This window comes from Vicinamibacteria bacterium (assembly GCA_035620555.1).
Lineage (GTDB): Bacteria > Acidobacteriota > Vicinamibacteria > Marinacidobacterales > SMYC01 > DASPGQ01.
In genome coordinates this window covers 1-14,568 of sequence record DASPGQ010000561.1, presented here as the reverse complement: position 1 = coordinate 14,568, position 14,568 = coordinate 1, and the positions used below count along the sequence as shown (strand labels likewise).

Below are 14,568 nucleotides of genomic sequence, written 5' to 3'. Positions count from 1 at the left end.
AGCGTCCGGAGCGCGTCGGCGATGTCCTCGGCGGTCGACGCGAGCATGCTTCGCACCGGCCGGAAGAGCTCGATCGCGATGTTGCCGAGCCCTGCTTCTCCTTCCGCGCGCGCCGTCTTCGCGACGATTGCCAGATCACCGGAAAGCATGAATGCACGTCGAACGGACTCCACGTTCAGCGACGAGGCCGTCGCCAAAGCCTCCACCATGATTCCCTCGAGCGATCCTTGCCTGAGATCCTCGAGAAGAAGTCTGACGAGGAAGTCGCGCTCGACTTCGGTCGCGCGCCGGAGCAGGTTTCGAACGAGCTCGGTGCGTCGAGCGCTCGAGCCGGCACCGGACAGATCGTCCAGCTCGGAGAACGTGTCGTGAACATCTTGCAGATTCAACACCGGGTCGGTGCCGCCCCGGAGGGCTCTCATCGCGCCGAGAGTCTGGTGTCCGATACCGATTCGCCCCTGGGGGAGCCGTCCCGAGAGGTAGCTGACCACGATGGGCAGCTCGCTCGAGGGGGCCTTCGCCAGCAACTGCGAGAGCAACCGCGTCTTCTCCAGGCGGCTTCTCGTCTCCGCGACTTCTCTCGACGTCTCCACCACCTCGGCGAGCTTCACGGCAGAGCCACGCTATCATGGTCGCGTTGAACTTGTAGTCCCGTTTGGCAGTATGATCCAGCGGTGAGTCTTCTCGGCAATATTCTCTGGCTGATCTTCGGCGGTCTCATCGCCGGAGTCGGCTATATCCTTGGGGGACTGGTCGTTTGCCTCACGATCGTGGGAATTCCCTTCGGCGTCCAAGCCATGAAGATCGGCGTGGCAACTTTCGCGCCCTTTGGAAAGAACGTCGTCGAGAGCACCGACGCCAACAGCCCCCTGCGGATCGTGCTGAACGTCGTCTGGCTCCTGATTATCGGCTGGGAGATCGCACTCGCCCACGCGGTGTCGGCCCTGGTGCTCGCCATCACCATCATCGGGATCCCGTTTGCGCTCCAGCACTTGAAGCTCATTCCCCTCGCCCTCCTTCCCTTCGGCCGCGACCTGCGTTGACCTCGCGAGCCAGGCCACCCAGGTTTCCCGCCCTCGAGGACGTGTACCGGGCGAGCGAGCGCATCCGCTCCGTCGCCCGCCGGACTCCCCTCGTTCCCCTTCACGAGCTCCACGGTGAAGACGGCCTCTTTCTCAAACTGGAAACGTTTCAACCCATTGGATCGTTCAAGCTGCGCGGAGTGTTCAACGCGGTGGCTTCGCTCCCCGACGAGGAGCGACGCAAAGGCCTGAGCACCGTGAGCGCCGGCAACACCGCTCAGGCGCTCGCCTTTTCGGGGAGACACTTCGGGGTCGAGTCCCGCAGCGTCATGCCCGACTCGGCTCCCGGGGCCAAAATCGAAGCGATGCGGGCGTATGGAGGCGTCCCCGTACTCGTCCCCGTTTCCGACGTTTTTCGATTCCTCAAGGAGCGCCTGTGGGAGCGCGAGCCCTACGCCTTCATCCACCCCTGGACCAACCTGGACGTCATGACCGGCCATGGAACGCTCGGAATCGAGATCGTCGAGCAGCTTCCCGACGTCGACACGGTTTTCGTCCCCGTGGGCGGGGGAGGGCTCATTTGCGGTGTGGGTGCGGCGCTGCGTGCTCTGAAGCCCGAAATCCTGCTCATCGGAGTCGAACCAGAGTGCTGCCCATCGCTCCACGAGAGTCTCCGTGCCGGCCGGCCGGTCGAGGTCGAATGTCGGACCCTCTGTGACGGTGTCGCCGTTCCCTACATCACCGACGAGATGTTTCCGTTGCTCGAAGAGCTCGTTTCCAGCACCCGGCTGGTATCGGAAGACGACGTGAAGAAAACGATGCGGAGTCTCGTGGTTTGCGACAAGCTCGTTGCGGAGGGCTCGGGGGCGCTCGCTCTCGCCGCGGCTCTCTCCATGCCCATCACGGAGCGAGGCCGCTCCGTGGCCATCGTCACCGGCGGGAGCATCGACGCTCGGAAACTGGCCGAAGTGCTCCTGGGGCAGTGAGCCCTTCCGCCGCGGATTTCGTCTGAAACGCTGGGAGGTTCCCATGCGTAGTTCGTTTCGAGTCGCCCTCGTACTGACCGCCGGAATGGGTTTCGTTTCCGTCGTCCACGCCCAGATCGAGCTTCTGCCGAACTGAAGCGAGCATGGGCCCCGGGCGGTAGTGGAGTTTCGCCGAGGCCTCACCCAAGGGGCGGAAGTATGATTGGATCGAGCCGTGAAGCTCGAGCCGCGACTGATAGTCGCGGGAATCGCCCTGGGTCTGGCCCTCGCCGGTGCCACCGATCTCTGTTTGGACACCTCGGTCCTTTCACGCTCGCGAGAGCTCGATCGCCGGGAGATCATCGAGACTTCGTTGTTGCTTCCGCGAGCTCCTGTTGACCTCCTCATCCGCAGCGCCGGAAAGACGAGCTTCGAAGAAGAAAGCCCTTACGCCGAGATTCACGTCGGAGGACGTGACGTCTCCCAGGCGGAACGCGGCTACAACCTGGTCGTCGTCGACGACGCGACCGGTCGTGTCGATGCGTCGGTTCATTTCGATACGCACAAGAATCCCGAAGCGGCCGGCCAGCTCGCGCGATTCCTGAGGCGCGTTCCCTCGGGCAAGCTCGTCGTCGGCGCCGTCAAGGACGAAGCGTCGTCACTTCTCAGTGAGGAGGCGCAGGCGGCTCTTCGATTGCTGGGTATCGCCAAGAACGTCGGGGGTCGGTACCGTGAAGCCCACGCCTTCGTTGGCTGGAAGGGGGCGTCGTTCGACGAGACTCCCGACCTTGTGGCCAATGTTCCGATCCATCTGCACATCGAGGCGCCTTGGAAACGAAAACTCGCCTATGGGTTGCGCTGGTATCTCCGCTATCTGGGGGGCTTCCTCGCTCTCTGGCTCGCGACCGGCCTGACCCTGTCGTGGCTCACCGGGCGAAGCACGGCGTGCATTCTGAATCGCGATCTCGTTACGTACCTTCCTTCGCTGATCTTGATGACCCTCTTCGGCATTGTGTGGCTTCGCGGACCCTTTTCCCTCGCCGTCGCGGCTTCACTTGCAGCGGTAATGAAAATCTGGACCTACCATGACGACGTGTCCCTGCCGGCAATTCCACGATGGGTAAGCGAGCCCATCGAGGTATTCGTGATATCTCGATTCTGGGTAGTCGTGATCGCTTTCTTGGGGCTCGCCCTGTTACCCGGAGAGCCAGCGCCGTGGCAAGTCTTCCCCGAGAACGTGTTTTTCGACATGTGGGCGCGCTGGGACTCCGGCTATTATCTTGACATCGCGCGTTTTGGATACCCGCCCGGCCCGGGTCACGAGCTCAATCCGGCGTTTTTCCCCCTCTATCCACTCTTGTCGCGAGGGATCGCACCGCTGTTCGAATGGTTCGGCTTCGCGCCGGACCACGCCCTTGTGATCGGGGCGGTGACGATCTCGCACATGTCACTGCTGGTAGCGCTCATGTATCTCTATCGGCTCACGCTCCTTCTGGCCTCGCCGGAGGCGGCTTCACGGACCATCTACTATGTGGCGCTCTTTCCTGCGGCGGTTTTCTTTTCCGCGGTCTACACCGAGTCGCTGTTCCTGCGTACCGCAACCGCCAGCACGTACCACGCCCGACGAGGACAATGGTCGTTGGCCGGTCTGTGGGGTTTTCTGAGCGCCATGACTCGACTGGTGGGTGTGGTCTTGTTGCCGGCACATCTCATTCTCTATTTTGCCGGGGGGCGGCGCGCTCGGGGCTGGACGCTTATGTGGTTGCTCCTGATTCCCGCGGGCACGGCAGTCTTCTCCCTCGTGCTCGAGGAAAGCCGGGGCGACCCATTGGCTTTCGTTTCCGTCCAGGAGAATTGGGGTCGTGGAGAAGGGTCCTGGCTCAAGCTCGTGGACTCCTACCAGCGTCTCCAGGAGGGGGATGTGCTCGAGGGTGAGGCTGATGCTCACGCATTCCTCCACTGGTCTTTTGTTCTCGCCACCGTGCTACTGGGCGTTCTTGCCGGCCGTCGGTTTGGCGTCGATTCCGCCGTCTTCGTTCTTGGCAGCATGGGCTTGCCCATCGTCACCGGCGTGCTCGCCAGCACACCCCGTTATTCGGCGGTTCTCTTTCCTTGCTTCATGGTTCTGGGCGAGTGGGGCAGAAACCGCTTCGTTCATCGTTTTCTGTCGATCGGCTTCCTCATGGGCCTAGCCCTGTTCACCGTATCTTTCGTCAACTGGTTTTCCTGGGGCATCTAGGTTCACGAAATCAGGCATCGGGGTTAAGATGAGGGCCGTCGACAAGAAGCTCGGCGAGAAGAGGGATAGCAATGGGAAAAGCTCTCGAGGGTGTCCGGATCCTCGACATGACGCACGTTCAGTCGGGACCAACCTGTACCCAGATTCTGGCGTGGTTCGGGGCCGACGTCATCAAGATCGAAAGACCCGGGGTCGGCGACGCGACGCGAAAACAACTGCAGGATATACCCGACGTGGACAGCCTCTACTTCACCATGCTGAACGGCAACAAGCGAAGCGTCACATTGAATCCAAAGACCGAGGCGGGCAACAAGATCTTCGCCCGGCTGATCGAGGCCTGCGACGTGATGGTGGAGAACTTCGCCCCCGGAGCGATCGATCGTATGGGCTTTCCCTGGGAGAAGATCCAGAAGATCAACCCTCGCTTGATCTACGCCTCGGTCAAGGGCTTCGGCCCCGGCCCCTACGCCGATTGCAAGGTATACGAGAACGTCGCCCAATGCACTGGAGGCGCGGCTTCGACCACCGGTGAGATCGACGGCTTTCCCCTCGTCACCGGGGCTCAGATCGGCGATTCCGGCACGGGGATCCACCTCGTGGCCGGCATCCTCGCCGCACTCTTTCAGCGTGAACGGACGGGTCGGGGCCAGCGGGTGGAGTGCGCTATGCAGGACGCCGTTCTCAACTTGTGCCGCGTGAAGCTCCGCGACCAGCAGCGGCTCGCGCATGGCCCTCTCACGGAGTATCCCCAGTATCCGAACGGTGAATTCGGCGACGCCGTGCCGCGCGCCGGAAACGCTTCAGGCGGTGGTCACCCCGGATGGATCGTCCGATGCAAGGGCTGGGAGACGGACCCGGACTCCTATATCTACGTGATCACCCAGTCGGCGGCCTTTCCCGAGCTGGCCAAAGCCATTGGTCGCGAGGATTGGCTCTCGGATCCGGAATGGAGCACGCCCGAGGCACGCCTGCCGAAGCTCGACCGGGTGTTTGGCGAGATCGAGAAGTGGACGATGACGAAGAACAAGATGGAGGTCATGAACATCCTCAATCCGTTGAACGTGCCTTGCGGGCCGGTCCTGTCCATGAAGGAGCTCGCGACCGAGCCCTCGCTCCGACAAACGGGGACGGTCGTGGAGGTCGACCATCCCGAGCGAGGCAAATATCTGACGGTCGGTAACCCCATCAAGCTTTCGGACTCACCCGCCGAGGTACAACGCTCCCCACTCCTGGGCGAGCATACCGAAGAGGTTCTGAAGTCGGTCGTCGGTCTCGATGACGACGAGATAGAAGCTGCCCGCAAGCAAGGCGCGATCTGACTCGATGCATCACGTACTCGTCCTCGGCGCTTCCTACGGCTCTTTGTTCGGCACCAAGTTGTTGCTCGCCGGACATTCGGTGACGCTGGTGTGCACGAAGCCGACTGCAGATTTGATCAATCGCGAGGGGACCCTCGTACGCTTGCCCGTCCGGGGGCGGGCAACGCCGGTCGAGATCGCCTCGAAAGGGCTCGACGGTTTGCTTTCGGCCAGCTCCCCAGACCACGTCGACCCGGGCGCATTCGATCTGGTCGTGCTCGGTATGCAGGAGCCTCAGTACGGCTCAGAGGGGGTCCGCGAGCTGATGGGACGCGTAGCCGCAGAGCGGGTGCCGTGCCTCGCCATCATGAACATCCCTCCCCTGCCCTACCTCGACCGGATTCCGAATCTGGATACCGAGGGCCTAGCGGAGTGCTACGCGCATCCCCGCGTATGGGAAGGCTTCGAGCCTGGCCTGGTCACGCTGGCGAGTCCCGATCCTCAGGCGTTTCGTCCACCGGGAGAGCCGAAAAACGTTCTCCAGGTAGGATTACCCACCAACTTCAAAGCCGCCCGATTCGAAGCCGAGGAGCACACGAAGCTTCTTCGCGGCCTCGAGGCCGACATCGAGGCCGTACGATTCGACCCCGGCGATGGTGCCATCGAGATTCCGGTGAAGCTCAGGGTCCACGACTCGATCTTCGTTCCCTTCTCCAAATGGCCGATGCTGATCACCGGCAACTACCGTTGTATTCGGCGAGACGATCCGATCTCGATCCGGGACGCGGTCCACGGGCAGGTCGAGACTTCGCGCCAGATCTACGACTGGACTCGCAACCTGTGCGTCCGGCTTGGGGCCTCCGACGACGACCTCGTCCCTTTCGAGAAATACGCGAAAGCGGCCGAGGGGCTCATGAAGCCCTCTTCCGCGATCCGTGCGCTATTCGCCGGGGCCAAGCACATCGAACGCGTGGATTGCCTCGTTCAACGCATCGCGCGGCGGTACGGGCTTCGTTCCGACGTCCTGGACGAAATCGTCAGCCTGGTCGACGAGCGCTTGCGGAGGAACCGCACCCTCTAGGATGCGCGTCGAAGACGCCTGCAGGTCTGGCTCGCACGCGAGGGGCTGACAGTTGAACATCTATCTTCGGCTCACTCGAGAGTTCAATGAAGGCCGCCTGCGCGCCATCATTTGCAGCGGGCAGGCGGTCGTTCTCCACCGTCTTGCCATCATGAGCAAGGATGGTGACTGGATTCTTCGGGAGGACGACGAGACGCTACGACACGTGTTGAGCGTCCTCGAGGCCCACGGGGCGCGCTATCGTTACGGAGCTCCTCTGGAGGCTCGGTGGATGCGCGGCGGCTGGAGCTCTCACTTCGAGTTTCGCGAGGACGGGCTGCGGGTTCGTGCGGATTTCTTCACGAGGCCGCCGCGAATCTCCCAGGCCGACTTGACGCGAATCTGGAACGAGCAGAGGGCCCGGGACATTCCGTTCCTCGATCCACCTGAGCTCGCGGAGATGAAGAAAACCAACCGAGAGCGCGATTACGCGGTGATCGGTGAGCTCGCCCGTTTGATGAACCGCCCGGAGCTCGAGCTCCTGTACTCGCGTAGCGCCAGAGATCTCATACGGCTCTCGCGTGAGCACCCGGGTGTGAGCGAACGGCTCACCGAAGCGAGACCGTTGCTCGCCTTCATATCGCAAGGCCGCGAGCGATTGGAACAGGAGCTCGACGCCGAACGGCGGCGATTGATTCGGCTCAACGAAGCACGGCTGAAGGCCTACGGGGACGCCGCGGCCGACTGGTACGCACTATGGCCGAGCGTTGCCGTGGAGACGGCGGGGCTTTCCCTCCTCGAAGCGCATGAGATCGTCGTCAGCCGCGCCGAGGGAGTGCTCCCGACGACGATCGAACCCTCAAAAGGTCGTGCGTGAAGGCGAACGAGATTCGGGACGAGTTCCTCAGCGAGGAGGACTTGAGTCTCAGGGAGCTGAGTGAGGAAGAGCTGTTCGCCTGCTGGGATCTCTGGCTTCGCCAGGCGCAGGCGACGAATGATCTCGACGAGCACACCTATTCCCATGGGGTGTTCGAGAAAGAGCCCGCGCTCACGCGCTGAACCGGTAACCCGTGGCAGGCCGAGTTTCGGACAGAGAAGAGTGCGGAGGTCGTAGACTCGTCCGGCCGAAGCATACCCTTCGTATTCGCCTTCTTCGCCGTGGATATCTTCTCCGCCACGGCGATGGCGATGAACTGGTTCGAAGAGCTCGAGCGTCTCGTTCCCTCAGGCCGGCGCTGATGCGCTCGACGGCACCCTCCTCTCATCGTCTTTCTCCTCGGGTCTTACCGGTGAGCAGGCTGACGCACACGTAAACGACGAGCGCGGGGACCAAACCCACCACATAGTGGTAGGGAATCTCGATCACCTTGAGCGTGCTCAGCGAGACGAAACCGATGCCGACGACGAAAGCGGCCCACGCGCCGAGCTCCGTTCCTTTCTTCCACAACAACGCGCCGACGACGGGGATGAGCCCCCCGCACACCTGGATGGCGTAAGAAGCCAGGAACAGATCGATGATAGTCGGGACCAGATATGTGGCTGCGAGGGCGCCGATCCCAATGGCGAAGGTGGCCAGGGTCGAGGCCCTGAGAAGCTCCTTGTCGGAAGCATCGGGCCGCAAGATCTGTTGATAGATGTCCCTCACCAAGTTCGCGACTCCCGCGAGCAGCACGCTGTCTGCCGTGGACATGATCGCGGCGAGGACGGCGGCAATGAAGATCGCCGCCACGACGGGAGGAAAGACCTCTTTCAGAAGCTGAGGGACCGCCATGGCCGGATCGATGTCGGGCCACAACACCCGCGCGCACATTCCGGCTAGAACGGGAAAGAACGAGAGAACGATGACGACGAGCGCGCCCAACAAAGGCGCGCGGACCGCGGTCCTCTCGTCCCGGCACGCGTTGATCCGCTGATAGGCCGGTTGAGAGATGAGGCCGTTGAGGGTCACGGGGACGACGAGCCAGACGAGCGTGCCGAGATCGGCGGGGAACAAGGAGAGATCTTCGGCGGGAAGGGTCGCAAGCTGCCCGATGCCGCCGATCCTCTTCAGCGCGAGCGCCGCCCCGAGCACGACGCCAAATCCGCCGATGGCCACCTGGATGGTGTCCGTGATCATCACCCCGTAGAGCCCCGAGAGCGCGCAGTAGATCACGATGATGGCGAACGCGATGATGCCCCCGAGCTCTTGAGAGACACCGAAGGTGGAGAACATGGCCCCGCCCGCCAAGATCTGACCGCCGATGATGCCGACCGACCCGGCAAAGGCCACGACCGCGAAGAGCGCGCGAACACGCTTCGTTCCGTAAGCGTGCTCGAGGACGTCCGCGGCGGTCATGCCTTTGAGGGCGTAGACCTTTCGTACGATGACGAGCAGGAGCAGGTAGGAAAAACCGCAGGCGACCCCATACCAGATGCCCGAGAGTCCGCTGCGCGCGCCCAGCTCCGCACCCCCGACCGTCATGCCACCGCCGAAGTGACTTCCGACGTACGAAGCGGCCACTACCACGAGCCCCGCGCTGCGTCCGGCAACCATGAAGTCGGCGAAGCCGTGGATGCGTTTTCTCAAAGCGACGCCGAGAACGCTGATGAGCACCAGGTAGACGACGACGACGGTGAGAATCAGGGACTCGCCCGTCATCAGCGGATCACCAGGACGTCGACGACGCGAACGGCGCCCGACCCCTTCTGCACCAGGACCGGGTTGAGGTCGCAGGCGGTGATCGTGTCACCGAGATCGGCAGCCAATCGGGAAAGGTCGGATACCAGACGCGCGAGCGGCTCGAGGTTGGTGTTGGGTATCAGGTTCCGATACCCGCCGAGCAGCCGTCCCAGCCGCGTTTTGCGGATCATCCGTTCCGTGTCCTTGACCGACAACGGCGCCAAACCGAGCGCGCGGTCCGCGTCGAGCTCGACCATCGTTCCGCCCGTCCCGACGGCCACGAGCGCGCCAAACGGTGGTGAACGGGTGAAGCCGGCCATCGCCTCGACGGCGCTCCGGATCTCCTCCTGCAGCTCGAAGCCATCGATTCGGGCATGCGGAAGCCGTGAGGTCACCTCGGCCGTGATCGAGGTAATCGCGGTGGTGAGTCCCTCTTCGTCTTCGACCCCGAGCACGACACCACCGACGTCCGAGCGATGGGGTACGTCTTTCGAAACGAGCTTGACGACCATGGGGAATCCGAGTTCACCGCAGCGCGCCCTTCCTTCGGCCTCGCTCCCGACGAGGATCGATCGCACCCGAGGGATCCCGTAGAGATCCAGCAACCGTCCTGGGTCTCGCTCGATCTCCGCGCCCAGGGCAGCGACCTCGGACGGGAGCTCGCGGTTCTCCCTCCCGTGTGTCTGCGCCCAGCGGCCGGCGCGTCCCGGTGTTCCCTTGGATAGATTCCCGATGGCAACGAAGCCCTCTCGCAGGCCCCGGACCACCGGCACACCATGGGACGTGAGCTTCTGCGTGACGGTCTCGTGCAGGGCCTCGGACGTCGGCGAGATCATGACGACGGGCTTTTTCGCATTCCGACCTGCCTCGCCGTAGCTCGTCAGGATGGGCTCGTAGCTCGCGAGCGATCGCGGGTTGAGCGTCGACTGCGCGTCTTGTATCAGGGCCAGTCCGTCGACGTTCGGGTCAGCGAGTACGGCGTCCGCGGCTTCGCGGATCCGCCGCTCCTCTTCGATCACGGTTGCGCCAATGTCGACCGGGTTCTCTCCAGTTGACCCCGGAAGAAAACGCTGGAGCGCGCTCTTCGTCGCCTCGTCGAACCCGGCCAAAGGGACGGAAGCCTGCTCGGCGACATCGCACGCCAGGGCCGTCTGGCCCCCGGATATGCCGACCACAGCAAGGCGAGCGCCCGCTCTCAAATTTCGCACGCCTACCGACCGGCATTCCAGCGACGCGATCAGCTCGTCGTAGTCACGCACTGTCGCGATGTCGCACGCATCGAAGTAGCAGTCATAGGCATCTCGCTCGCCGATCAGCGCTCCGGTATGGGCCGCGGCGGCAGCGGTTCCCGTGCTCGACGTGCCGACGTTCAACACGATGACGGCTTTGCCGGCGGCATGCGCCGACTCCGCGGCTTCGGCGAACGCGACCGGGTGTGCGATTCGTTCGGTCACGACACCGATCACGGAGGTCGCCGCGTCGCCCGCCAGCCAGGTCACGTAGTCGGCCGCCGTCACCTGGAACTCGCTTCCCACGGTAATGACTTTCGAAAACCCGACCGCGGTGCTGTTCATGATCGAGATCGCCGCGGATCCTGATTGAGCCACGAGGGCGACGTTCCCGGCTATGACCCGTTCGGAGGGCCGCGTCGGATAGAGCCGCAGCCCATCGGTGAAATTGATGAGACCCATGCAGTTCGGACCCTGGACGACGATCCGGCTCGTTCGGGTGAAACGGCGTAGAGCATCCTCGTCCTCTCGGGAAAAACCGTTGGCGAAGACAATGGCGGCCCGAACTCCGGCGCGCTCCAATCCGTGCAACGCCTCACCGACGCCGGCCGCGGGAATCGCCACCACCGCGAGATCGATGCCTTCGGGCAACGATTCCGGAGAAGAGACCGCGTGAAGATCGTCGATCGAGGAGGCGGTCGGGTGGACGGGGATGACCGGCCCGGGAAAGCCCCACTCCTTCAGATTGGTGATGACGAGGTTGCCTTGAGAGACCCGTCGCGAGGAAGCTCCAACCACGGCAACCGAGCGCGGGCGCACCAGGGCGGTGACGTCCCTGAACATCGGCGCTAGCCGAGCCGAAAGAACCGTGCCGCGTTGTGATAGAGCCATTTTTCGACGACGGATTCCTTCAACGGCAGGCTCTGGTACTCCGCGATGAGCTCTTCGAAGCTTCGCCCCATCAGCGCCCGGGAGAGGCCGACCATGATCTTGTCTTGCAAGAGCGTGTTTCCGAATTGCAGGAATTGCTCCCATCCGGACCCCTTGGTCGCGAAGTGACGCGGCCGATGGGCGGCGGTATCGCAATAGAGGTTGGGATGCCGGCGCAGCAGACCGACCATGTCGGCGACCCAGGGCCACCCGGAAAGTCCGGCGACGATACGGAGCTCGGGAAAATCGACTGCCACATCGTCGAGATACCGGGGATGCCCGAGATCGTAGGCACGATCGTTGGCGTAGTTCATGGATGTGTAGATTCGGACCGGGAGGTCGAGCTCGACACATTTCGCATAGAGCGGATAGTACCTCCGGTCGTTCGCGGGCACGCAGGTGTAGAGGGGATTGACGCGGATTCCCAGGGCGCCATCTTCTTTGACCAATCTCTCGAGCTCACGCACCGCACGCATGCCGTCGAGGGGGTTGAGCACGACCAGGGTCAGAAAGCGGTTCGGATAATCCCGGTGAATCTGCGCAATCGCCGAGTTGCGCGTACCGACGAGAAGCGCTGCTTCGATACCGGCGCGATCCATGTCGGCCACCAGCTTCTTCATACCGCCGTCGGTGCCCGGAGAACGCTCGGTCGAAGACCCTGGGAAGACGTGCTCGTAGTTCGCGAAGCCGTATCCCGCGGGTGGATCCAAAGCGTCCGGAAAGGGCGTACCAGGCCGACCGCGCTCGACCGCGTGATAGTCCGGATCTCTCAGCTCCGCCGGTGCATAGCACTCGAGATCGATCACGCGTGTCATGCGGTTTCCTCTCGTCCGCCTTCGGCGACGAAGTCTAGCATGGCTCTAAACCTGTTAAGAATTGGGCGGTGAGTCGGCCAAATGGGGTACCTGTAGCGAGAGAAGCGAAGAGTCGATTTTGACCTGTGCCGACACAGGCGGTAGCTTAGCTCCCACACGAGAAAGGAGACCTCATGCTGCGTGCACGTGTGAGCGTGGCTTCCATGTTTGCTTGGCTCTGTCTTGTCGTGATCGCTTCGGGTCAGCCGGAGATCGAGCACATTTCCGACGCACCGACTCGGGCAGAGGGAGACGGACCCTTCAACCGGCTGATTCTTCGGGGTGTGACCTTGATCGATGGCACCGGGGCGCCCCCCGTGGGTCCCGTCGACATCGTCGTCGAGAAGAATCGTATCGCGCGGATCGAGAGCGTCGGTTTTCCCGGAGTGGCGATCGACCCGGCGCTACGGCCGAAGGCTGAGCCCGGGGACAAGGAGCTGGACCTAGAAGGACACTACCTGCTCCCCGGCTTCGTCGATCTCCACGGGCATATCGGAGGCGTAGAGCAGGGCACGCCAGCAGAGTATGTTCTGAAGCTTTGGATGGGACACGGAATCACTACGATCTGCGACCCCAGCACTGGCAATGGGTTGGACTGGGTGCTGGCGCACAAGGAGAAGAGCCTCGCGAACACGATCACCGCACCGCGCATCGAGGCCTACCCCGCATTTGGTCAGGGCCATGACGGCCCGATGGCAACCACGGAAATCGCGAGAGTGTGGGTCGGGACGATCGCCGCCAAGGGCGCCGATGGGATCAAGTTCTTTGGGGCTCGACCCGACATCATGGGCGCGGCCATCGACGAGGCAAACAAGCACGGTCTTCGCACGACGTGCCACCACGCACAGTTGAACGTGGCCTGGCTCGATGCCCTCGACTCCGCGCGTCTCGGCCTCACCTCCATGCAGCATTGGTACGGGCTTCCGGAGGCGCTGTTCGAAGACAAGACGATCCAGCATTATCCACTCGACTACAACTACAACAACGAGCAGCACCGCTTCGTGGAAGCGGGCCGGCTCTGGCGCCAGGCTGCGGCACCGTACAGCGATCACTGGAGCACCGTGATGAACGAGCTCATCGAGCTCGATTTCACGCTCTCCCCTACCTTCGTAGCCTACGAGACGACCCGTGATTTCATGCGCATGGCGCGTGCGGAATGGCACGAGGAATACACCCTACCGTCGCTCTGGCGCTTCTATGCACCCAATCGCGAGAAGCACGCCTCGTACTGGTACTACTGGACGACCGAAATCGAAGTGGATTGGAAGCAGAACTACCAGCTCTGGATGACGTTCGTTAACGAATACAAGAATCGGGGCGGCCGCGTCGCGATCGGGTCGGATTCGGGCTATTCCTATAATTTGTACGGCTTCGGCCACATTCGCGAGATGGAATTGCTGCGGGAAGCAGGCTTTCATCCGCTCGAGGTCTTTCGTGCCGCCACGCTCAAAGGAGCGGAGACTCTCGGATTGTCCGAAGACATCGGCACGATCGAAGTCGGCAAGTTCGCCGACATGGTCGTCGTGGAGGAGAACCCGCTGGAGAACATCAAGGTCCTCTACGGCACGGGCGCGGTGAAGCTCGACGAGAACAATGACGTCGTCCGCGTTGGAGGCGTCAAATACACGATCAAGGACGGCATCATCTTCGACGCGAAGAAGCTACTCGCCGATGTGAGGCGAATCGTCGCCGAGGCGAAGGCGCGAGAGAACTTCCAGATCACGCAGCCTGGTCGACCCACCCCCGAGGGAAGCCGCTGACAGAATGCCTTGGCGTCACTCCAGGCGGTCACGCGAGACGACAAACGCATGGAGCTCCAGGATCTGTTCGCTCGTGAGCAGCGACCCAAACGACGGCATGAGAGTTCCCTCGCGCCCCTCGGCCACGGCCTCGAGGAACCGTGAGGGGCTGAGTGTCGTCCTGAACAGAGGTGCTCCCCGGGCCGCGCCCGTCTCGTGGCAGCCGACGCATCGCGCCCGATAGGTGCGCTCGCCCCGGGCAATGGCCTCTTCGTCCCCTGAAAAGGGGCTCGCCTGTGTCGGCGTGCCTCCCTCCGTTGGCAGAGGCGGCGACGCTCCGGGCAACGGCTCGCCGCCTTCGGTCGGCTCGAAACCGTAACCGGGTAGAACCCGGCCGCCGAGCGTATGGCCCGGTTCTCCGACCCGGGGCAAGCTCCCCTCGATCGTGGTCAGATTCGTCCCCGGCGGCACTCTCGCCGGCCCACCGCCGTCGAGCGCGAACACGAAGACGTTACCCGCCTTGGGCTCGTTGTAGTAGAAAGACATGTCGCCACCGATGCCGCCGGAGGGTAC

At 62.9% G+C, this 14,568-nt stretch carries 13 protein-coding genes; 8 read left to right on the top strand and 5 right to left on the bottom strand.

From position 1 onward, the window contains the following. On the bottom strand, positions 1-611 hold a 611-nt coding region (locus VEK15_22695; protein ID HXV63528.1), incomplete at its 3' end, for an ATP-dependent DNA ligase. 63 nt (positions 612-674) lie between these two features. On the opposite strand from VEK15_22695, the gene VEK15_22690 reads away from it, so the two are divergent. The 7 genes from VEK15_22690 (at position 675) to VEK15_22660 (ending at position 7,643) form a co-directional block, all read left to right on the top strand. After that, positions 675-1,043: a YccF domain-containing protein gene (locus tag VEK15_22690; GenBank protein ID HXV63527.1), complete on the top strand. Its 369-nt coding sequence runs from the start codon at positions 675-677 to the stop codon at positions 1,041-1,043. After that, positions 1,040-2,008, top strand: coding sequence for a threonine/serine dehydratase (locus tag VEK15_22685; GenBank protein HXV63526.1), 969 nt, complete (start codon positions 1,040-1,042; stop codon positions 2,006-2,008). Before VEK15_22690 ends, VEK15_22685 begins: the two co-directional genes overlap by 4 nt. 214 nt (positions 2,009-2,222) lie before the next feature. Continuing rightward, positions 2,223-4,226: an interleukin-like EMT inducer domain-containing protein gene (locus VEK15_22680; GenBank protein HXV63525.1), complete on the top strand. Its 2,004-nt coding sequence runs from the start codon at positions 2,223-2,225 to the stop codon at positions 4,224-4,226. A 71-nt stretch (positions 4,227-4,297) separates the two neighbouring features. Continuing rightward, entirely contained in the window at positions 4,298-5,545 is a 1,248-nt protein-coding gene (gene frc / locus VEK15_22675; GenBank protein ID HXV63524.1) for a formyl-CoA transferase, read from the top strand. 4 nt (positions 5,546-5,549) lie between these two features. After that, the gene (locus VEK15_22670) at positions 5,550-6,605 is read left to right on the top strand and encodes a hypothetical protein (GenBank protein ID HXV63523.1); all 1,056 of its coding nucleotides are present in this window, start codon (positions 5,550-5,552) and stop codon (positions 6,603-6,605) included. Positions 6,606-6,657: 52 nt separating this feature from the next. Further along, positions 6,658-7,461 carry a hypothetical protein gene (locus tag VEK15_22665; GenBank protein ID HXV63522.1) on the top strand — a complete coding sequence of 268 codons (804 nt, stop codon included), beginning with the start codon at positions 6,658-6,660 and terminating at the stop codon, positions 7,459-7,461. Further along, positions 7,458-7,643, top strand: coding sequence for a hypothetical protein (locus tag VEK15_22660; GenBank protein HXV63521.1), 186 nt, complete (start codon positions 7,458-7,460; stop codon positions 7,641-7,643). The genes VEK15_22665 and VEK15_22660 overlap by 4 nt, the downstream gene beginning before the upstream one ends. Before the next feature lie 202 nt (positions 7,644-7,845). Here VEK15_22660 and VEK15_22655 read toward each other — a convergent pair whose 3' ends face one another. The 3 genes from VEK15_22655 to VEK15_22645 are packed head-to-tail and all read right to left on the bottom strand — an operon-like array spanning position 7,846 to position 12,217. Further along, on the bottom strand, positions 7,846-9,222 hold the full coding sequence (locus VEK15_22655) for a sodium:solute symporter family protein (protein ID HXV63520.1): 1,377 nt from the start codon (positions 9,220-9,222) through the stop codon (positions 7,846-7,848). Continuing rightward, positions 9,222-11,363, bottom strand: a complete 2,142-nt coding sequence (locus VEK15_22650; GenBank protein ID HXV63519.1) for an acetate--CoA ligase family protein — start codon at positions 11,361-11,363, stop codon at positions 9,222-9,224. The genes VEK15_22655 and VEK15_22650 overlap by 1 nt, the downstream gene beginning before the upstream one ends. Next, positions 11,321-12,217, bottom strand: coding sequence for an amidohydrolase family protein (locus VEK15_22645; protein HXV63518.1), 897 nt, complete (start codon positions 12,215-12,217; stop codon positions 11,321-11,323). The genes VEK15_22650 and VEK15_22645 overlap by 43 nt, the downstream gene beginning before the upstream one ends. A gap of 173 nt (positions 12,218-12,390) precedes the next feature. Here VEK15_22645 and VEK15_22640 point away from each other — a divergent pair, with 173 nt between their 5' ends. Further along, a complete protein-coding gene (locus VEK15_22640; GenBank protein ID HXV63517.1) occupies positions 12,391-14,016 on the top strand; it encodes an amidohydrolase family protein in 1,626 nt (541 codons plus the stop codon). Positions 14,017-14,031: 15 nt separating this feature from the next. Here the strand turns inward: VEK15_22640 and VEK15_22635 are convergent. Beyond that, on the bottom strand, positions 14,032-14,568 hold a 537-nt coding region (locus VEK15_22635), incomplete at its 5' end, for a cytochrome c (GenBank protein ID HXV63516.1).